Annotated in this window: 25 protein-coding genes and 1 pseudogene; 3 read left to right on the top strand and 23 right to left on the bottom strand. The window is 38.5% G+C overall.

The annotated features are described in order from the left end of the window. The 6 genes from B4G94_RS06330 to B4G94_RS06305 all read right to left on the bottom strand — a co-directional run. Positions 1-283, bottom strand: a 283-nt coding sequence (locus B4G94_RS06330; protein ID WP_286857809.1) for a hypothetical protein, incomplete at its 3' end; no start/stop codon positions are given. 375 nt (positions 284-658) lie between these two features. After that, positions 659-1,417, bottom strand: coding sequence for an IS21-like element helper ATPase IstB (istB, locus tag B4G94_RS06325; protein WP_286857808.1), 759 nt, complete (start codon positions 1,415-1,417; stop codon positions 659-661). A gap of 59 nt (positions 1,418-1,476) precedes the next feature. Continuing rightward, positions 1,477-3,018, bottom strand: a complete 1,542-nt coding sequence (gene istA / locus B4G94_RS06320) for an IS21 family transposase (RefSeq protein WP_286857807.1) — start codon at positions 3,016-3,018, stop codon at positions 1,477-1,479. A gap of 281 nt (positions 3,019-3,299) precedes the next feature. After that, positions 3,300-3,626 carry a hypothetical protein gene (locus tag B4G94_RS06315; protein ID WP_286857806.1) on the bottom strand — a complete coding sequence of 109 codons (327 nt, stop codon included), beginning with the start codon at positions 3,624-3,626 and terminating at the stop codon, positions 3,300-3,302. A gap of 247 nt (positions 3,627-3,873) precedes the next feature. After that, on the bottom strand, positions 3,874-4,533 hold the full coding sequence (locus tag B4G94_RS06310; RefSeq protein ID WP_286857804.1) for a cytochrome b: 660 nt from the start codon (positions 4,531-4,533) through the stop codon (positions 3,874-3,876). Between the two features lies 1 nt (position 4,534). After that, positions 4,535-5,617, bottom strand: coding sequence for a catalase family peroxidase (locus B4G94_RS06305; protein ID WP_223585042.1), 1,083 nt, complete (start codon positions 5,615-5,617; stop codon positions 4,535-4,537). Between the two features lie 195 nt (positions 5,618-5,812). Between B4G94_RS06305 and B4G94_RS06300 the strand changes: the two genes are divergently transcribed. Beyond that, on the top strand, positions 5,813-6,172 hold the full coding sequence (locus B4G94_RS06300; protein WP_223585043.1) for a winged helix-turn-helix transcriptional regulator: 360 nt from the start codon (positions 5,813-5,815) through the stop codon (positions 6,170-6,172). Between the two features lie 145 nt (positions 6,173-6,317). Here B4G94_RS06300 and B4G94_RS06295 read toward each other — a convergent pair whose 3' ends face one another. Together B4G94_RS06295 and B4G94_RS06290 are read right to left on the bottom strand one after the other, a co-directional pair. Then, a complete protein-coding gene (locus B4G94_RS06295) occupies positions 6,318-6,542 on the bottom strand; it encodes a hypothetical protein (protein WP_286857801.1) in 225 nt (74 codons plus the stop codon). After that, on the bottom strand, positions 6,539-6,931 hold the full coding sequence (locus B4G94_RS06290) for a hypothetical protein (protein ID WP_286857800.1): 393 nt from the start codon (positions 6,929-6,931) through the stop codon (positions 6,539-6,541). Before B4G94_RS06290 ends, B4G94_RS06295 begins: the two co-directional genes overlap by 4 nt. Before the next feature lie 576 nt (positions 6,932-7,507). Between B4G94_RS06290 and B4G94_RS06285 the strand changes: the two genes are divergently transcribed. Both B4G94_RS06285 and B4G94_RS06280 read left to right on the top strand, forming a co-directional pair. Next, the gene (locus tag B4G94_RS06285) at positions 7,508-7,759 is read left to right on the top strand and encodes a hypothetical protein (RefSeq protein ID WP_088161872.1); all 252 of its coding nucleotides are present in this window, start codon (positions 7,508-7,510) and stop codon (positions 7,757-7,759) included. After that, positions 7,759-8,385, top strand: coding sequence for a zeta toxin family protein (locus B4G94_RS06280; protein ID WP_165306969.1), 627 nt, complete (start codon positions 7,759-7,761; stop codon positions 8,383-8,385). Before B4G94_RS06285 ends, B4G94_RS06280 begins: the two co-directional genes overlap by 1 nt. 54 nt (positions 8,386-8,439) lie before the next feature. On the opposite strand, the gene B4G94_RS06275 is transcribed toward B4G94_RS06280, so the two are convergent. The 15 genes and pseudogenes from B4G94_RS06275 to B4G94_RS28060 all read right to left on the bottom strand — a co-directional run bounded on the left by B4G94_RS06275 (position 8,440) and on the right by B4G94_RS28060 (position 19,599). Continuing rightward, positions 8,440-9,033 carry a hypothetical protein gene (locus tag B4G94_RS06275; protein ID WP_165306970.1) on the bottom strand — a complete coding sequence of 198 codons (594 nt, stop codon included), beginning with the start codon at positions 9,031-9,033 and terminating at the stop codon, positions 8,440-8,442. Between the two features lie 22 nt (positions 9,034-9,055). Further along, a complete protein-coding gene (locus B4G94_RS06270) occupies positions 9,056-9,460 on the bottom strand; it encodes a hypothetical protein (RefSeq protein ID WP_286857799.1) in 405 nt (134 codons plus the stop codon). Positions 9,461-9,725: 265 nt separating this feature from the next. After that, the gene (locus tag B4G94_RS06265; RefSeq protein ID WP_286857798.1) at positions 9,726-10,070 is read right to left on the bottom strand and encodes a hypothetical protein; all 345 of its coding nucleotides are present in this window, start codon (positions 10,068-10,070) and stop codon (positions 9,726-9,728) included. 558 nt (positions 10,071-10,628) lie between these two features. Further along, a pseudogene (locus tag B4G94_RS06260) lies at positions 10,629-10,847 on the bottom strand (IS66 family transposase); the annotation flags it as partial. 117 nt (positions 10,848-10,964) lie between these two features. Next, positions 10,965-11,252, bottom strand: a complete 288-nt coding sequence (gene tnpA, locus B4G94_RS06255; RefSeq protein WP_286857796.1) for an IS66 family insertion sequence element accessory protein TnpA — start codon at positions 11,250-11,252, stop codon at positions 10,965-10,967. 123 nt (positions 11,253-11,375) lie between these two features. Continuing rightward, on the bottom strand, positions 11,376-11,534 hold the full coding sequence (locus B4G94_RS06250) for a hypothetical protein (RefSeq protein ID WP_286857795.1): 159 nt from the start codon (positions 11,532-11,534) through the stop codon (positions 11,376-11,378). A 42-nt stretch (positions 11,535-11,576) separates the two neighbouring features. After that, on the bottom strand, positions 11,577-12,083 hold the full coding sequence (locus B4G94_RS06245; RefSeq protein WP_286857794.1) for a DsbA family protein: 507 nt from the start codon (positions 12,081-12,083) through the stop codon (positions 11,577-11,579). A gap of 7 nt (positions 12,084-12,090) precedes the next feature. Beyond that, entirely contained in the window at positions 12,091-12,546 is a 456-nt protein-coding gene (locus B4G94_RS06240; RefSeq protein ID WP_286857793.1) for a redoxin domain-containing protein, read from the bottom strand. Positions 12,547-12,550: 4 nt separating this feature from the next. Beyond that, complete coding sequence (locus B4G94_RS06235) at positions 12,551-13,243, bottom strand: YoaK family protein (RefSeq protein WP_286857791.1); 693 nt, start codon at positions 13,241-13,243, stop codon at positions 12,551-12,553. A 5-nt stretch (positions 13,244-13,248) separates the two neighbouring features. Beyond that, on the bottom strand, positions 13,249-14,295 hold the full coding sequence (locus B4G94_RS06230; RefSeq protein WP_286857790.1) for a cupin domain-containing protein: 1,047 nt from the start codon (positions 14,293-14,295) through the stop codon (positions 13,249-13,251). Between the two features lie 596 nt (positions 14,296-14,891). Beyond that, entirely contained in the window at positions 14,892-15,713 is an 822-nt protein-coding gene (locus B4G94_RS06225) for an alpha/beta fold hydrolase (protein ID WP_286857789.1), read from the bottom strand. Between the two features lie 228 nt (positions 15,714-15,941). Then, the gene (locus B4G94_RS06220) at positions 15,942-18,134 is read right to left on the bottom strand and encodes a response regulator (protein ID WP_286857788.1); all 2,193 of its coding nucleotides are present in this window, start codon (positions 18,132-18,134) and stop codon (positions 15,942-15,944) included. 80 nt (positions 18,135-18,214) lie between these two features. Continuing rightward, entirely contained in the window at positions 18,215-18,910 is a 696-nt protein-coding gene (locus B4G94_RS06215; RefSeq protein WP_286857787.1) for a LytR/AlgR family response regulator transcription factor, read from the bottom strand. A 71-nt stretch (positions 18,911-18,981) separates the two neighbouring features. After that, positions 18,982-19,455, bottom strand: a complete 474-nt coding sequence (locus B4G94_RS06210) for a Dps family protein (protein WP_286857786.1) — start codon at positions 19,453-19,455, stop codon at positions 18,982-18,984. A gap of 51 nt (positions 19,456-19,506) precedes the next feature. Then, positions 19,507-19,599, bottom strand: coding sequence for a zinc-binding dehydrogenase (locus B4G94_RS28060; RefSeq protein ID WP_414711815.1), 93 nt, complete (start codon positions 19,597-19,599; stop codon positions 19,507-19,509).

Raw genomic sequence — 19,599 nt, 5'->3', positions numbered from 1 at the left:
AAATGTCATAACTTCCCTCAATGATTGAGTTTAAATAACTCGAAGAAGTGGATCGGGCAAAACCTCTAAAATCTGCATTATCGTTAACCATTTTCATTAAGGCCAAGTCTACCGTGACTTTATAGGAAAGAAAATACTCAAATTTTATCTCAATTATTTGTGTATGGTCAACCAAACTCTTCAACAGGATAGTTATCTCATAATACTCCACATTCATTTTATAAAAAAATAGATCGTGTGGCAGGGGTAAATCAATGTCCCAATTTTTGTATTTATCTATCATTGCCAGAAATAACTTAAGTAATTATTTATCTGATTTCGGTTTCTCAAATCGATTAATTCCATCCTATTCCAATCGACCAAAATCATTTCACATTCTTCACCTAAACTATATAAAACTGACTTGATCAATTCAAATTTTTCTACCGAAATTTCCGCTAATGAAACTAGCGTGCTAATCGAAATCCAAATGTGTTTGACGAACTCCCCTTCTGTTTCAAAGAAAAGAGTGAAGTTTGAGAAACCATACGCTTTTGTAACTGGTAAATACGATGTCAGAACTATTGGTAATTTAGGTGCAGAACTTTTGGCAACAATGATGCAGATTTTTTGTCAATATTTTGCAACAGGATTGCAGAGTTCACCTTTCAAAAGTAGCTTATTCTTTGTTTGGTTCAAAGAAAGATTTTCTATTCTTCATACGGTAACTTTCGCCAGTCAGATTTATGATCTCCGCTCGGAAAAGCAAACGGTCTAATAAAGCCGTAGCCAGCACTTCATCCTCCAACATTTTTGCCCAATCACTAGGCTTTTTATTGGTGGTTATTATGATGGATGTATTTTCATAGATCTGGTTTATAAAGTTAAAAAAAGCAATGGCAGTATTCTTTTCCAGGGGAAAGAGCATGATGTCATCTAGAACGAGCAGGTTCGCTGCTACTAGTTTTTTATACTCTGTCATTCTTGTCTTAGCAAAGTCCTTGGTTTTGAGCATAGTGACAATATCTTCCATTGTTCTGAAGTAAGCCTTATAGCCAGCCATTATAGCATCTTTGGCCAGGCCTGCTGCCAGCATTGTTTTTCCTGTCCCACTTGGCCCAAGCAATACTATATTAAAGAGCTGATCTATCCAGTTAAGCTCTCTGAGCTGTACGAGTTGTTCCGCACTCAGTCCATTACCTTTTGCCTCGTAGCGACCCAGATCATTATTTCGCGGCAGATTTGCTGCTTTCATCCTACGGGATTGGTCTCGCTGTTCACGGTGACTCGATTCTGCTGTCAAAAGTCGAAAGGTATACTGTGCAAAGCCTATTTTTTCCTTTTCTGATTCGGTAATGATCGCCTCCAGATGTGTAGCCATACCCGACAAACGAAAGTTGTTGCATAGTTTTTTGATTTCTTGTTTTTGTGTTTCCATATTTACTTATTTTAAGGATCTGCGGGCAGTGGCCACTGCCCGCAGTATCTTGTTTACGATTATTGAAATAACCTGTTATAGCTTTCCAGTTCACTCTGCTGAGGCTCTATATCGGCCAGTGGGTTTTCTTTTCCGCTCAGCGGATTCAATCTAATGATCTTTGGATCATATTCTTCTCCAGAGGACCGGATCGCTAAAAGACTATTGGCATACGATTTAAAGTCGGTAGCGTTTAGTAGATTATTGGCAACAACAAAGTCTAAGCTCTGGGAAACTATTTCTGCCGGTAGTTCAGTAATAAGTTCAGAAAGCAACTGAACATTATCGCGTATATATCGCTTTTTGTCGGAGCGGATCTGCTCTAGCCAGCCTCTCACTTTTTCAGGTTCTTCAAACTGAATGCACAGTGAATCAATCATCTTATCGATCCTTATGCTCCTGTCACGTGTATGGTTACGGGCTATAATCTTTTGGCCCTTCAATAAACTGACCTGATGCCGGCAGATCTCTTTGCCCGATTCGGCAAGAATGATAAGTTCCCCTTTATCCAGAACCACTTTCACTAGGCTGTTTTTATCCTTATAAGTCCCTGTGGGGAGACTGTAGAAGTTTCCTTTATAACTTATCTTATTGTCCTTGTGAACACTATACACCAGTGATTCAGGACGTGGCTCAAAAACAATACTATACCATGGTTGTAGCTCCTGCTTCTCGTTGAGACGGTGATCTTCGTTGGGAATGAGGCGTGTGGTATTGTGGACCATTTCGTTGGCTGTCCGACGCAGCCAAGCAATACATGCATCATGAAGCGTCTCCAGATCTCTATAGGACCGGTTGAACAGAAAGTTCTGTTTTACATATTTGACGACATTCTCTACCTTTCCCTTACTCTGGGGGTCAGCCTTTCGGCAAAGGTAAATGGAAAAGCCTCGCTGGCCAACATAACGTTTGAACTCGCCTGTCATGATGATATCTCCAAGATTTTCGTCCACAAACATAAGTCTGTCCTGATCATAAACCAACTCTATGGGGATACCGCCCATAAATTCGAAGGCTTTTTCATGAGCTTCTACAACTTTAGACGTGGTAAAAGGGCTGTCGCTGAAATAAACATACTTCAGTCTGGAACGTGATAATACCATGGTAAAAAATTGTACCTTTTTCTGCTTACCACAGCTGGTCCGCATGGTATAGAAACCGAAGTCTACCTGTGCCTGCCTACCGTAAGGTAGCTCCGGGATCATCCCGAACTCCCGTTTACTTTCAGGTTTTCTGATATTAAACCGAATACGGACGGATTGGACAAAGTTGAAAACCGTTTTAGGGCTAACCTGGGGAAAGTCTGGATGATGCTCTTTGAGCCAGTCGTGCATCTGCGCTGCTGATGTCTCAGGATAATGGTTCTGTTTATCCTTAACAAAACCCTGGTAGCTGTCCAGATGTTTCTTGCGTGGAATAGGGTTTTCAAACTCATGCTCAAACTCATCCACACTTTGGTTAATGTACCTTTTGGTCGTTCGCCAGCTGATCCCGAAATGGTCGGCAATCCAGTTAACAGATTTCCCCTCCCGTGACATTTGCTGTACTAAATGAAACAACATAATTTTGTTCTGATAATAGTTCATAAATACCTTTGATTTTTTCCTAACCAAAGGTTGTTTTTCTTTTGGGACAAAATGTCCCAAAAGGTGAACTATTTACCCCAAAAGGCCTAATCAAAATATTAATTATACCAGCTGGAGTTCTGCATTACTGTTGCAATTTATTTTGCATTATTGTTGCCAATTTCTCTGCAAGTTAATTACGAACAATTCTGCTTTGGTAATTACCAGTTACAGCCCCTCCCAGACTCAAGGTTCTTTTATTCCTTTTATATCGTTTTTCATCGAATATCGTCCTTTATCCACTTTAATTCCCCACGTTGTATCATGGCTATATACTTTTGCACGTGATCATCGGTCAATAAGCAATTGTCGTCAAGGTGGTAATTGAACTGCTTAGTGAAGGTGTCATATTGAATACTTCCTACATAAGCATTATTGAGATAAATATGCCAAAGGCTGTATTTCTTGGCCCGAACTTCCACTACCTGGCGTTTTCCATGATGATAAAATAACTCAGGCACATCTATATCAAAGCGAAGTATAAGGGCGTCAATGCACGCTTCCTTGATGTCATCGGCAAGTACACCGAATGCCAGTTCCCACACTCCCTGAGATTCCTGAAAACATAATAAGCAAGACCATTTTTGTTGTAAAGATGATAATCTTTCATGCCCATGCTTTTATCATGCACGGTGATTTGAGCGTACATTACCCGATTTCGGCAAAAGATTTCTAGCGGTTTCATTTCACAATATTACTAATAATATTAGCAATATTGATTACAAAAACGGCGATCCCTCTTGATTTACTTTAAAAACATTGGATAATTGGATATAAATAATCTTATTTTAATCATGCAGATGGTCGTTTAGTTTCTTTTTTAATTTTATCCTTACCCCAAGTCATACTTGAAAAAATTCCATCTTTCATTACCAATGCATGCAACAATGCAATAGAAAGGTGCCCCACAACAATGAAAAAAAGAGACCAGGCTAAACCTCTATGAATGTCATGCAGCCAAGCATATAAAACAGGATTCTGATCTATAAGGGATGGAAGAATAATATTTTGGGATAGCTTGGCTTGGAAACCGCCCGCGGAGAGCTGTCCCCAACCCGTTATAGGTAAAGCAAACATGAAGGCATACATAACCCAATGCATAAAGTGAGCCATATTTTTTTCGATCTTTGGCATATCACTTGGCAACGCCGGAATCGGATTCATGATTCTATTCACAAAACGCAATATACAAAGAAACAGGATTGCTACACCGATTGGAATATGAAGATCGATCAACCAGGGACGACTACTAAGAGAAGTCATCATTCCTAAGCCAATAAACATTGTCGATAAAATCAATGTTGCCATCAACCAATGTAGAATTCTTCCTGTAAGATTAAAGTTTAAAGGAAGTGAACGATTAATATGACGACGTCTTAGCTTGAAAATCTTTACAGATTTGAACCATTCACGAATTCTTGAGCCAGACTTTAGATTCTTCTGCTGTGACATATTATTTATCTTTAGAAGTTTCCTTTTTTCCAATGGCGTCAGTAGCCTTTCCATAGCCGATCTCCCGGACACGTGCATTATACGAATGGGCATAAATACCTGCTCTAGCTGTCAGAACAGGATCTTTGGATACCTCTATTCCTGCCGGTACTTTTGTGGGATCAAAGTTAATATCGCGGCATCCACCCTCAGTTTGGTCAAAAACTCTCTTAATTTCCAATACACCTGCGACGATCTGACGACGATTTGCCGGCCAGGCCTTCGAAGGGTTTTCAATTTCGTCACCAGGTTCAGCAAAGGTCATGACCAAATCCCAATAGAGCGCCCCTTTATCTAGGCGTTGTTTTAGATCGTCAAAAAGGAAGTCGTGACTCGCATGCTCACGTTCCTCCTTAGACCAGGCACTGAAAGGCGCATGCGGCCGCATCGACCAGCGAACGGCATGTTTATTCCCTTTAGAATCAATTAAATAGAATGCATTGATAACATTGTACTCTGCTACTGCAAAGCTATTTACCCATGGCGCTTTATCAGCCCAATCGATAAAGTTTTGGGCTTCTGGATAGTCTTTAAGAAAAGCGGATACTAATGCCGGGTTTGGCTTACCCGTAGTGCTGTCGATTTTGTACGCATCTGATCTTCTAATTACGCCTAAAGCATCATGTGTAACGAAAAATGGATGATTGTTCAGTTTCATTCTCCATTGCTGGTTATTTTCTGACGATATCATCATTGCCATGCTAACTGTTCGTGTTGAATTGTCAGCAGCGAAAGGATCTACAGTTCCGATTGAAAAGCGACCTAATACAGCAGATGAATCCTGTGAAAATACGGTTGCTTTCGAAAAGGGAGCTAATTTGCCTGTTGAACGAAAAGTGCCTTCGAAACAAATTCCTTTCGAATGTGCCCGTCTATAACCGGCAGGAAATGAGTTTGGGATATCTTTGAGGAAGCTTGCTGTTGTCGTTCTATTTCCAAGCAATCCTGCAGACCAAGCAAAGATCAAAACCAGACCGGCTGCTAACACTCCGATACATACCAAAGGGATGATTGCTTTTTTCGATTTAATTTTCTGTTTATCCATTTATTATTAAAACTAGATTTATTCAACAATGTTTTAGCTAAATCTTGCTGAGTTTAAAAATTTGTAATTCACCAAAGTTATTAATAAAGACAGTAATTGGGGTTACATATTACCTTTAGGTAATTAGTTACATTTAGGTAATCAGGTGTATTATTTGAAAGTAATTTTTATATTTATGTCTATAAAGTAATGTAAGTGAAGAAGTCAAAACTGGAACTCGGAGAAGAGTGTTTGCGCCAAATTCGAGGGATTAAAGATACAAATCAGCTGTTGAGTGGTAAATGGAAAAGTTTGATCATCAGTCATCTGTACTATGAAAAAACTATGCGGTTTATGGATTTAATTAGACAACTTGAAGAAATAGCTCCTAAGGTACTTTCAAAAGAACTTAAAGAACTGGAATTAAATAAACTTATAAAACGTACAGTAAAAGATACAATGCCTATCACGGTCGAGTATGAGCTTTCTGAATCTGGAAAAAGTCTTCATTCGGTAATTAAAGTGATGAGTGAGTGGGGAATAAATTATAGGGAACGATTGTACAGTACTGAATAAACTTACTTTTTATTAATAATTGGGGGCATATCCTAAATCAGTTCTTAACTATATATGCTCGTTTTTTCACCTAATTTAAACCGGCTTTGGGCATTCATCTATTGTAATGATCGTAAGATTAATTGAGATAATTTTGCTCATTTTTTTATTCCTGATAGCCCAACTCATCAAGGATAATAACAAGTTCATCGCTTGTCAACCAGCTCTTATTGTTACATAGCATCACCCAATTGCCATTGCGAAAATCTACATCCATTATAAAAAACCGATCAATCATAATTTGCAAGGTTCCACCGCCATGCAAAACAGAAACCTCCACCACTTGCTTTTGACCACACACGTCACATTTGAACTTTATATTCTTTTTCATCGAATATCGTCCTTTATCCACTTTAATTCCCCACGTTGTATCAGGACTATATACTTTTGCACGTGATCATCGGTCAATAAGCCATTGTCATCAAGATGGTAATTGAACTGCTTTGTGAAGGTGTAATATTGGATACTTCCTACATAAGCATTATTGAGATAAATATGCCAAAGACTGTATTTCTTGGCCCGAACTTCCTTTACCAGGCGTTTTCCATGATGATAAAACAACTCAGGCACATCCGTATCAAAGCGAAGTATAAGTGCATCAATGCACGCTTCCTTGATGTCATCGGCTAGTACACCGAATGCCAATTGCCACACTCCCTGAGATTTCCTGAAAACATAAAAGGCAAGACCATTTTTGTTGTGAAGATGATAATCTTTCATGCCCATGCTTTTATCATGCACGGTAATTTGAGCGTACATTACCCGATTTCGGCAAAAGATTTCTAGAGGCTTCATTTTACAATATTACTAATAATATTAGTAATATTGTATACAGTAAAGATATTTAGGGTTTCCGATTTTTTATACGCAATTGGAATGTTTGGAATTGGTCGTGGTACGCTGAATTAGAAGGCTTATAGCTGTTAACTTTCAAGATTATTACAAATAGTAGTGCTAAGGTATTGGTTTGGATGTAGGGTTAGTTACGGGAAACTGTAAGTTTAGTCAATTCCATTCTCTTTGACTGACTTTCTTGCATACTAGTTTTCTAAAATAAAATATACACCATTTTTTGGTGTACCACGAAATTCACAAAGCATATTTTCTTGTAGTATCTTAGGATCGAGTTCGACAGTGAAATGACACTTACTGCTCAAATCGTATATTTCTGCCTTTCATCGCATTTTAATTCTTAAATATATCTAGCAATAACACAAAAAGAGTCATTTTCTACTGGTCGAACAATTGCTTTTCTCCTTAAAAATTACTATTTTTGGATAGTATTAATGTGGTATTATGAGAAATTTAGAGCACTTAAAAGAAGTTAGCAACAGCATTGTTCTCAAGTTGCGCAAACAAAAGCTTGATAAAGGGCAACCATTTTTAATAAGATCTAGCAAATTACCCAAAAATCAAAGCTACATCGAATACCCAAATCATTTAGTTAAAATTGTGATTGTTTCTTCTGATAAACGATCTTTTGATGTAGTACAGGAATTTAATATTCGTCAATCAAAAGATATCTTGAGAGAACTCAATATTTACTAATGCCTGATCTTTACATAATAACGGGTTCTAACGGTGCCGGGAAATCTACATTAGGTGCAGAATATCTTCCAGAGCATATAAAGAGTAATAATATTATTTTTGATGGTGATTTACTCTATACGAAGGAACTATCTCGGATATTCCCAAAAATTGTTCCTTCAGCAAAATACGCTCGAAAAGAGGCTTTGGATTATGTAGTACAGCAATTTGAAGAACAGACAAAACATGCATTAGAAAATCGGTTAGATTACGTCTATGAAGGACATTTTACAAATGACGAAACTTGGGAAACGCCCAAGCTATTCAAGAAGTCGGGTTATAGAATAAATTTATTGTTTTTTGGTTTAGAAAATACCGAACTTTCTCAGTTCCGTGTAACGGAAAGAGTCACTGACGGTGGACATTATGTAGATCCTCAAACATTGGAAAATAATTTTTTTGGAAATCTTGAAAAGCTAAACGATCACTTTCACTTCATCGATGAATTAACTATTGTTGACACTTCAGATCTTAAACATAACATCTTATTGAAATTATCCGACGGTAAAATAGAGTATTCGGTGGAAAAAGACGAATTGCCTGAATGGTTCACAACTTATATGCCGGTAATTGCTGCTTTGATCTAACTTCGGACTTATTTCATCGAGTAAATCAACCTTCCCTACCCTATTGCAAGTCATCTATCTATTGAATTCTTCGTTTGATATTGTCTTCGTGTCAAAATTGTCTTTAAGCGAGTGATCTTGACTTCGGACAGCCAGTCGTAGACTATAAGATGGTACGCTTTGTACTTCATATCTTTTTCCATCTATTGTTTCAATGCGTTTCGGTCCCATATTAAAATCTAATATTTCCTCTCCAATTTCGTAATGAGCACTTTGATTAAAAACCATAATACATTGCCCGTCTTTAATCCCCTGTCTAAAATCCCGGCCGCTGGCAACCTTTAAATAATAAGTATTCTGGGGTATATCTTTTACTTTAATAGATTCACCAGACTTTATATAAAATGCTCTTATACATAACCCTGTGTTCCGTTCCATAACTTTTACAGCAAAATCTGCTCCCACCCCAACTGTTATTTCAAGAGATCCTTGGGCACCATAGTCATACCGCCAAGCCATATTATCACACTCGGGCGAGTCTCCAGTATTTAGATTAATCCTAGTATATAAATTCTCGGGCTTCGCTATTACATAGGAGCTTTTTAACCAACCTTCATATTGACCGACAGAAACTTTAAACCAGTCATACGCTATATCAATGACAAGCACCTGACTTAGTTCCTTCGATATATTATTCCTTTTTTTTCATTGTCTTAAAAATAAACAGCAATTTGTCCAGATCTTTAGTTGATTTTGCATTGCCAAACATGTGAATCATTTCATTCCACCCCTCGCCGCTTTTACTATAGATTATGCTTTGAATTGAATAGTCTCCATTACAGTTATAGATGGTCCAGCTTACATCTTGATCAAATATTTCATTTTTCAGATGCTCGGTTTTGCAACTTTTGCTTTTAGCTGGAAATTGGCTAGGATGATTACCGAAATATAGGCCTCCCGAAAAACCAGTATGATTTGTAGTGTCAGCAGGATTAAAATAGTAAACGGAAAAATCTTCTCCATTGGTTTCACCTATAGCATAATCTGTGGGTAAAGAAATAGAATACTTGCTTTTCCCTAATTGCCTTTCTTCCAATGATTTTATAAAAGTGCTGTCTGCCGAGCTATGTACAGATTTATGATCATTATTTTGTCCGCAGCTGTTCAATGTTAATGTCGTCAGTAGGACAATCATTGTCAATTGTATCCTCATATCTTGGTTGTCTATATTAGGATTGGTAGCTTTATATTTTATACTTCGTAACTGCTAAATAAACATCTGAATCCCCTTTCCTGAGATTTCGTCTATATCTACACTAAACTCTATATAACATAAGCACAAAATGCCTAAGCTTTTATAGTCAAAAGTAGAAGTAAGCACCTGTTTTCCTTATTCTCGCTTCTTGGAACAAATAAATCAATTTTTCTAGTACTTTTCTGGCGACTTCGTCATTCACATTTATAGCATTTAGGTAGTTCAAGCCCATCTCAAGCTGTCTTTCGTCAGTGATCGACTCGTCTTCAAAATCTTCAATGCTGCATCCTAGAATTTCATTTAAATTAGAAAAAATACCGTAGCAATTTAATGAATTAAATTGATCCTCTGTCAAAACCAATTCAATTAAGTCAATATCTGTAGCCTTATCATAATCCAATAATTTTTCTGCTTCTCTATCTTTTGGAGTAACTATATAACGATTTTTCATTCGTTCTACTTTTATGCTTCTAAGTAATTGAAATGGGCGACTGTCCCACATTGGACTATTGCCGGCTCCCGAATTTAGAGATTCTTTACATTATATAAGAATCTATCTCAGATGCGATCTCAACTAAAAGATCCTCATCAATATTTGGTGGATCTATTGCTTCAAGACCATTGCCAGTGCCGCCGAAAATTACCTCCATTCTATTAATGTGAGTAATAAAGAAAAGACCGTCGCCTTTGTTGAAGGGATGGTTGGATGAACTTTACTCAGGATAGTACACTTACCCAATAGGAACAAAGAAAGTTTCAGGTTCATAATCATCGTCTATCATTACATAACCTTTTAAATAAAAAAGATACCCTATCGTATTTTTTATATGGGTTGATTTCAAAAAAATTGGTTTGATCAAAAGTCTTTCCGTTTTATCTTCCCTTTCTAAAAATTTGGTAACCAAATAGTCCAAAGATTTAACACTGTCTAAAAGAATATCCTGATCAGGTTGAAAAATCCCATCCTCTCCAACTATTTTTTTAATGGTATATTCTTTTTGTGGTTGAGTTAGTATTGCCCTAAACTACTGCCACGTGTAGGGCTATAATCAAACAATACGGTTCCGTCCAATGGGGCATGGTATACCCAATACCAACCGGTATGGGCAGCTCCTTTTTTATCGCTATCCAGTACTTTGATCCTTGTTTCATCGACCTGCAGATATCCCTTTGCTTTGATATCAAAGAGCAGCTGTTCATAGAGCGGTTCGAGTTTTTCCAGTGCCTGCCTGACCCACCCTTCACATCCCTAAACTTATCAGTCCGCAGAGTCCGTCAAATGATTTCCTCATGTCGCAAAAGCCATCATAAAGATAAAAACGGTGCGAGCAGCCCAAAGTAAACATCAGTACAGTCGGATCAGTTGTGAGATAAGGGCAATATCGTTTTCGATCTTGATACGGACACAATTGGGATAAATAATCTCAACATCGTTCTTTCCCAGTACCTTATCAATTATTATAAAGCTGCCCCGGGTTGCTGTGTCATTTTCTTTCATGCGCGAAAACCAATAATAAAAGGTCGCTTCGTTGATCCCATTTTCCGCGCAGTAAGCTTTCTTACTTTTTCCCCTCTGTTGCCAGTCTGCTATCATAGACAGCAGACGCTCACGTTTTTCTTGAAGGTTGTTCATAGCTGCAAAGCTAACCACTGATCGAACCTAAGTCAATATGTACTTGGTAGGACGGATACAGATTTCTGTCGTTAGAAATTCTTTGTCTCGTCACCAAAATTAAATCAAGATCTGAAAATTCATCTATTTCATTGGTAAGCCAGGAGCCTGCAATTGCCAACCGAATTCTCTACTTTTAAATAATCCAGTTTTTTCGTCAGCAACGGTAAATGTGCTCGTGTCAACAAAACCGGCATTGAAAGTCATTAGTAATGAATAGTAAAAAATAATGTTCTTATTCATTTTCCTGGGATTTCAAGAATCGTTTACTTACACTTTCACTCCTTATTTGGCGAAAAGATCAAACAGGTCTTCAGCTCCACCATCAAACTTCTTGCCGTTGACATAAAAAGACGGTGTTCCATTTACTCCACTCATTACTCCACCCTGAAAATCAACGTCAATCCTTTTAACCAGTTCATCTTTCTGGATATCGGATTTAAATTTTTCCATATTCAAACCTATTTTTTCAGCCAGTTTAAAAAGATAGAGGTCGTCAAGGTTTTCCTGATTTTCGTAGATTGCGTCATGCATTTCCCAGAACTTATCCTGCAAAGAAGCAGCTTCGGCAGCAATTGCGGCTGAGAGTGCATATTCATGCATCTCTGAAAGAGGGAAGTTTCTAAATACAAATTTCACCTCTGCGCTAAAATATTTTAGCAATTTCTTCAGAACTGGATAAGCAGCACCACAGTATGGACATTGATAATCACCATATTCTACGATAACTAAATCGGCATTTAGATTGCCTTGAGCGTGGTCAGTCGTACTGACTGGTATTTTTAATGACATAATTATTTTATTTTAAATTTTCAAGAGCTTCTAATATTCCATCAGCACCAGGGTTAACCGCAGTTGGAGATTTATAACTCCATTGGATGATGCCTTGCTTATCGATTACGAAAAGCGCACGGTTGCATAGACCTTCAGTTTCATTATATATACCGTATTTCTTGGCCACTCCACCCTTTGGTTCAAAGTCTGCAAGTAGCGGAAAGTGCAGATTACGGGACTGAGAAAAAGCCAGATGACACCATTTGCTATCCACGGAAATTCCGAATAGGCTGGCGTCATACTTTTTAAAGTACTTTAGCATTTCGTTGTACAGAGCCATCTGATCACTGCATACCGGACTCCAGTCCGCTGGATAAAATGCCAAGATCACGTTGTGACCCTTAAATTCAGAAAGTGTAATTTTCTGGTCTGGTGTCGCAAATAATGTGAAATCGGGAGCAATACTATTTTGTTCTAACATAATTTTATTCTTTAAATATTGATATAGGGATTATAAATGTTGCTGTCAGTAGTAAAACAGCCGGCAGTAAAAGGATCCAATCAGCAAGCACATCAAGAAGCATCGGGGCGATAAAGGCTCCTGAAAGAAATCCTAACCAAAGAATCAACAAATGGATGGCGTTGGATCCGTATGTCGCCCTTTCTTCCTTGCTACTGCTCATGGTGTACATCGCCGAGTTTTTCGTAAGACTGTTCAACGTCCCTGTCACAAAATCTGTATTTACATTTTGCTTTCCGACGGCTGTAACAATCGTATTCATCATTCCCATAGAAAAGCCGATAATGACCAGCGATACAATCCTGGGAATTTCACAGCAATTTGATACTACACAGTATGTTAATAAAATGCCAGCAACGATAAAAAATTTAAGCAAACCTATCGTATACTTTTTCCATAACGAAAGACAGGTACCTGTATATAAGCCGATCAAAAAGCTTCCAATCACGGTCGCAGAGGAGCTAATTATTCCAAATGCTCCTGCATTGATCGCTGTTCCAAGTTGAGTGGTGTTTCCACTCATAAAAGAAACATAAATTTTCCATTTGATCAGACCGACAGCATCTGTATACCCAGCTATGAATGCAAGGAGTATAGCTAATTTTTCTTGTATCCCGATTTTGTCCGCGGATAGAAGAACTTTCTTATCTGGCAGCAAGACACTTATTTTTTAGGTTTGATAAAAACCTTTTTCGTTGGAAATTTTTCGATCTCACCATCCTTCAGCCCAAAATTTGTCGCCACTACATCCCTAGGGTTTCCTGAAAGCCATTCGCTGAGATCAATAGATTCGTAAATTCCGCTGTTAAAACCAATAAGAACGCGGCAAACAGTGTCACCTGTATTTTTGATATAATGTCCTGCTCCCATCGGTACATAACCTACGTCACCAGCATTGAACTGTTCGGTAACGGCTGTACCCTCTGCAAGAAAAACTGACATCTCCGCCTGGCCTGAAATATAATACTGCCACTCATCAGCATTCGGATGCCAGTGCATTTCCCGGAGTGCGCCTGGTTGCAATTCAAGGATAGAACCTGCCATTGTTGTACTGATCGCAAATTCCTTACTGGTAACCAATCGTTGAAGACCTCCTCCGGGAATGATTCTAGGTTGTTGTGCGTGAAGCGGATAACGGTGTAGGTCAGTCAGCTGAATGTCGGACTCCTCCGGTCTCGCGGTAGCATTAAAAGACAGCTCATCCGGCACAACACCTGCTGCGAAATAAGCTTCCTTTTGCGGTAGCGCTGCTACTTCTTCCAAAGTCAATCCCAAATTCTGTGCTACGATTTCAGGAGGGATACTCGCTACAAAATCGGTGACGCTAAACGTATGATCCTCAGAAAAGTTTCCGTTGTCAAAAATCAGTATGAAATGACATTCTTCCGTTCCAGTTGCCTGAATAGAATGTCCATAACCTTTTGGGAAATACCAAACATCTCCTGGTTCAAAATTATCGGTATAGCTATGACCGTCCGGATGAATGATGGTCGTGCGTACTGTACCTGAAATAACATATGCCCATTCGGCAGCATTTGCGTGCCAGTGGAGCTCTCTCATACTTCCGGGCTTTAATCTCATGGAGACACCTGCGATGCCAATCGAAGCCGGAAAGTCTTTTACTGAAGCTCCTCTGGTTGTACCACCATCGTTGGTGCGTGGCTCCTTTTTCTCGAGTTCGTACTTGAAGCTTAATGTTGTAGATTCCATAATATTGTCTTTAATGATTGATATTCTTGTTTTTTACTATCGTAAATCTACACCAGATCAGGTGCCTTTGATTCTGACTTTCGGTGAACAGGCAGATACGATCGTTGAACCGGTTATATCGTAATATATTCATATTACAAACTGATAAAGCATAGCGATCTTCATTAACTTCATGATTGCGGAAAGTTAAAATATAGTGCAATAATTTGCTAGGTATTGCTTGCATCTCGCGGATGGTCATAAACTTCTATAAATGATCAATATGATAACCTAAATCCAATCGATTGTCATCACCTCTATTTTTCTTAAAAACATGCACTGTAAACTAAAAAAAGTCTTGTAGTGACTTAAGGTCCAGCCAGCAGCGCAGTTAGTAAACAGTAGGCTATATGGATCAAAAAATCTGGTAGCTTGTTATGATGTTGTTCTCATCATAACAAGATTTAGTAGACACCTACAACAGAGGTTCACTTTTTATACAGAGATCTTACATGCTATATATGTAGATCTAAAAAATGTAATAGAATATACAACGAAAAAAGTGAACTCCAAGGTTCACTTTTTCTTATATTAAATTTAATTATGGTACAGTAATCTTATGATTCAATAAAGGCTAGAATATCCTTATTGATGGTAGGAGCCTCTGTCGTAGGCATACCGTGAGGGAAGCCCGGGTATGTAATCAACGTTCCGTTTTTTAATAATTTAGCAGATTTAACACCGGCATTTTCATAAGGGACAATCTGGTCATCCTCGCCATGGAGTACTAAAACAGGAATATCTACTGCTTTTAGATCTTCCCTGAAATCAGTTTCGGAAAAAGCTTTAATACCCTCATAATGAGCAACAATCCCTCCCATCATCCCCTGTCTCCACCAGTTTGTCCTGATCCCCTCCTTAACATCGGCTCCTTCTCTGTTATAGCCGTAAAAAGGTAGTGTTAAATCGATATAAAACTGTTGTCTATTGTTCAAAGTCTGATCTCTGATATTGTCAAATACCTCAATCGGCACACCATCCGGGTTGCTTTCATTTTGCACCATTATTGGTGGTACAGCACTGATTAAAACCGCTTTTTTTGCTCTTCCTTTAGAATATTTGTTCACATAGCGTATCACTTCACCTCCTCCTGTCGAGTGCCCGATATGCATAACATCTTTCAGATCAAGAAATTCTACAAGTTCGGCAGCATCAGCAGCATATTGCTCAATGTTGTGACCGTAAATATCTTGGCTCGATCTACCATGTCCTCTCCGATCATGAGTAACCACGCGATAACCTTTCTGTAGAAAGAAAATCACTTGTGCATCCCAATCATCGGATGATAACGGCCATCCGTGGTGAAACATTAAAACTGGACCTTGTCCTTGGTCTTTGTAAAAAATTTCTGTTCCGTCTTTAAGTTTTAAAGTGCTCATAGCTATTTGGTTTAAATGTGAATATGCTTTTTCTTTTTGCTACAGTAAAACTACACGAACAATTAGCCAATTTCAATAACCATTCGACGAATGGGCAAAATGAGTCGTTAAAATCCCGTTATCAGAAAAATACTGAATTCAACATATTTTCATCATACTATGAACAATAAAAAAGATCATCAAGCATGACCTGATGATCTTTTCAATTAATTATTGTTAATTTAGAACTTAGTCTGTATAGCTTACTAATAAACGTTGAGCTTCCTCGACGGCTGTGGTAAGGATCTGCACGACTTCCTTTAAAATACCTTCCGATAACGTGTTCTGTTCGGTTGTAAGTTCAAGTGTTCCCAGTTTATCATCAAGCACAGGAAGCAATCCCATAATGGCGACGCTGGTTTTAAAATCATGTGCTCTTAATTTAAATTTAGAGAAATCTCTACTTGTATAAGCAGTCTGTAGCTCCTGCAGCTGGACGGGAGTTTTGTCAATAAACTGTCTAGTGACCGTACGCTCAAAAGTTCTATCTCCACGGCTTACCGACTGCATGTAAGCAAGATCCAAATATTTGAAATGTTTATTATCGGCATTGTGTTCGATCTGTTCTGTACGTTGAAAACCAATGCCAAAATGTGAAATAAGCTTAAAGAGCTCTTCCTCATTAATTGGTTTGGATATATATTCATTCATTCCCCTACTGAAGCATTTTTCCCGCTCGCCTGCCAAAGCATGCGCAGTCATGGCAATGATCGGAATATCCAATTGCAAAACTTCTCGTATATGCTGGGTAGCGGCATATCCATCCATCTGAGGCATCTGTAAATCCATCAAAACTAAATCGATCTGTTTATTTTTCAGATAATTCACGGCCTCCTGTCCATTGGAAACAATTTCAAAATCAACATTCCATTGTCCGAGCATATGCTTCATCAGACTTTGGTTCATCATATTATCATCAACCACTAAAATATGAAGTGGTTTATTGCTTTGATCTCTAAAATAATTAGTATTAAATACCGGTGCAGCTAATAATTGCTCCTGCGCTATGCCATAAGGGATATAAAAATCGAAAGTTGTACCTCTTCCCTGCTCACTCTGAACTTCTATGTCACCATGCTGGAGTACCACCAAGTTTTTTACGATGGACAGCCCAAGTCCTGTCCCGCCATAATTGCGCGTAATGGATTCTTCTCCTTGATTAAAGCGTTCAAAAACTTCACCGATTTTTTCCTTGTCAATTCCAATTCCAGTATCTGCAATGATAAATCCAACCACAACTTCATTCTCGCTCCTGCTCTTTTGATAAATTTCCAAACTTATACTACCTTGTTTGGTAAATTTGATGGCATTTCCAATCAAGTTTACCAAAATCTGGGTTAATCTAGTGGCATCGCCCGTCAGCGTATCCGGGATTGCAGGATCCACCTTACTTGAAATTGACAATCCTTTTTCTTTTGCCCGTTCGACGAAAAAAGTTTCGACTGAATTCAGCAATCCACTAATACTAAATTTTCCACTAGTAATACGCATCATCCCGGCCTCTATTTTGGAAAGATCGAGTATATCGTTGATGATAGTCATCAAATTTTCACCGGATTGTTGGATCGATGATACAAATTCGGATGAGGTAGCGTCTAGCTTCCTTTTTTGCAGCAGGTTAGTAAATCCAAGGATTCCACTTAGCGGGGTCCTAATCTCATGGCTCATATTGGCTAGAAAATTCTCCTTTGTCTGCGCTGCGATGGAAGCTTTCTTTTCCGCGGTATCTAATTCCTCAATCAAGATACGTTGCCGGCGGAATTGGCGTAGGATATGGAAACCGACCACAGAGCCGCTCAAAATCAGCAAAATTAATAGAGAGATATCGTAAATCCGTGCTTTTCTTCCCATTGCCTCACTCTGTCTGCTGAGTTCATTCATATGCAACTGCCTACTTTTGTAGATCTTAGCTGTTATGCCTGTAATTTCATTGGAAATTATTCTGGCCCGAGGATTGGCAATCGATGTTTTGTCGTCCATATTTCCAAGGGAAATATAACGTGCCAAAAGCTGATCCCGCACTATTTTCTTGTCCATTGCAAGGGAACCTAGCCGTTGTATCAGTTTTTCCTCGACAGGATCGGAATTATCTTTGGACAAGGAATCCAGAAAGTTCTCAATCTGATTTATTTTTTTATCGATACCTTCAAGGTGCGTGGTGTCATTGGTGGCTATCGATGCCCTTATCCTACTTTCAACACCAAGGATATCACGGTCGATTTCCCGCAGATGATTGCTAGCACGAAGCTCGTTCAGTAGCGTATTATTGTTGTGGATCAGTGCTTTTGTATTGCTTGCAGAATTGATCTGCACGGCAATCAACAGTATTGTTCCTACTATAAATGTCAGAATTATAAAATAGCTAAACCTTTTACTGTTCATTATAGAATCACTTGTCATAAACAAAAGTTAAGAGGATTGGTCGAGTTATGGGCTAGGATGAAAATTAAAACAGATGAGTGCTAAAACACATTCATTCTTGTATTCAGAGCCTTACGATAGGCATCCGCTACTGGAATGAATTTGCCGTTTATTATGATACCACCATCCTGTAATGTATCTATTTTGCTGACAGATATAATATAGGACCGATGTACTCTGATAAAGTCATTTTTAGGTAGGCGTTCCTCTGCTTTTGTCATCTTGCCGTGAACGGCAAACATCTTCTCCTTTGTATAAAATTTTACATAATCTCCCATCGCCTCAGCATAAAATATATCTTCAAGCTTCAGTCGCCTGGTCACGTTTGAATCCCTGATAAACAGGAATTCATCTTGGGTAACCTGAACATTCTCTTTTCTGCTCTCAAGGATTGCCTGGGCCTTTCTGACCGCCTGTAAAAACCGAACGGGAGAAATGGGTTTTAAAATATAATCCGCAATATTGAGTTCAAATGCCTCAATTGCATATTCCTTTTTTGAGGAAGTGAATATGATTATAGTGTCTTTGCCCGATAAAGTTTTGGTAAGCTCGATACCCGTCATTTCTGGCATTTCAATATCAAGAAATATCAGGTCGATCTCATTCTTCTGAATATAATGATAGGCCTCCATCGCATTTGAAAATTCCTGGACAATCGTTAGATCCGGAATCTGTTTCGCCAGATGGGCCAAAGTCGTTCTTGCGATATCATTATCGTCAACGATGAGCGCTTTCATAGTAATAAGTATATGTGTTAATATGACAAATATACTTATTACTTTTATTTTTTACCGCTAATCAAAAACTCCTATCTAAAGTAGGAACGGATCATCCAAGCCATCTGTTCGTGTGCTTCCATCAGCCCAGTGATAAAGTCACTGGTCCCAAAGTCTTTATATTGCTCCGCAAATGGATTAATATTTCCACGTAAAAACTCAATGATGCTTTCATGGTCTGTCAGCAGGTCTTTCATATAGCCAAGACCATCATTTGTCCTATCGCTATATTCTGTGAGGTGCGTCAGTTCCAGGTAAGCCTTCATGGTTGCTGGAGCGTAATGACCTATTTTACGAAGACGTTCAGCGACGCTATCGATCAGCTCGTCCAATTGCTTGTACTGCTCTTCAAAGAAGATATGGTTTGCATGAAAATTGTCTCCCGTCACGTTCCAGTGCGCATTGCGGGTTTTGATATAAAGTACAGTTTCATCGGCCAATAGTTTTGCCAATTGTTCAGCAACAGCCTCTGTGTTTGCTTCGGTTATTCCAATATTTGCTTTCATAATATGGATATTTTAAGTGTTCAGTTTTCTATTTAATTTAAATTAGTAGCGCTATCTAACAAGAATAATTTTACCTGTATGCTTGCCATTTTCTAACAGAATGTGTGCTTGGGATGCTTCTGTAAAGGGAAATGTCTGAAAAAT

Source organism: Sphingobacterium sp. UBA7625, assembly GCF_002484085.1.
GTDB lineage: Bacteria > Bacteroidota > Bacteroidia > Sphingobacteriales > Sphingobacteriaceae > Sphingobacterium > Sphingobacterium athyrii.
Note: the sequence above shows the minus strand (reverse complement) of the source record. Positions and strands in the feature narration are given on the sequence as shown.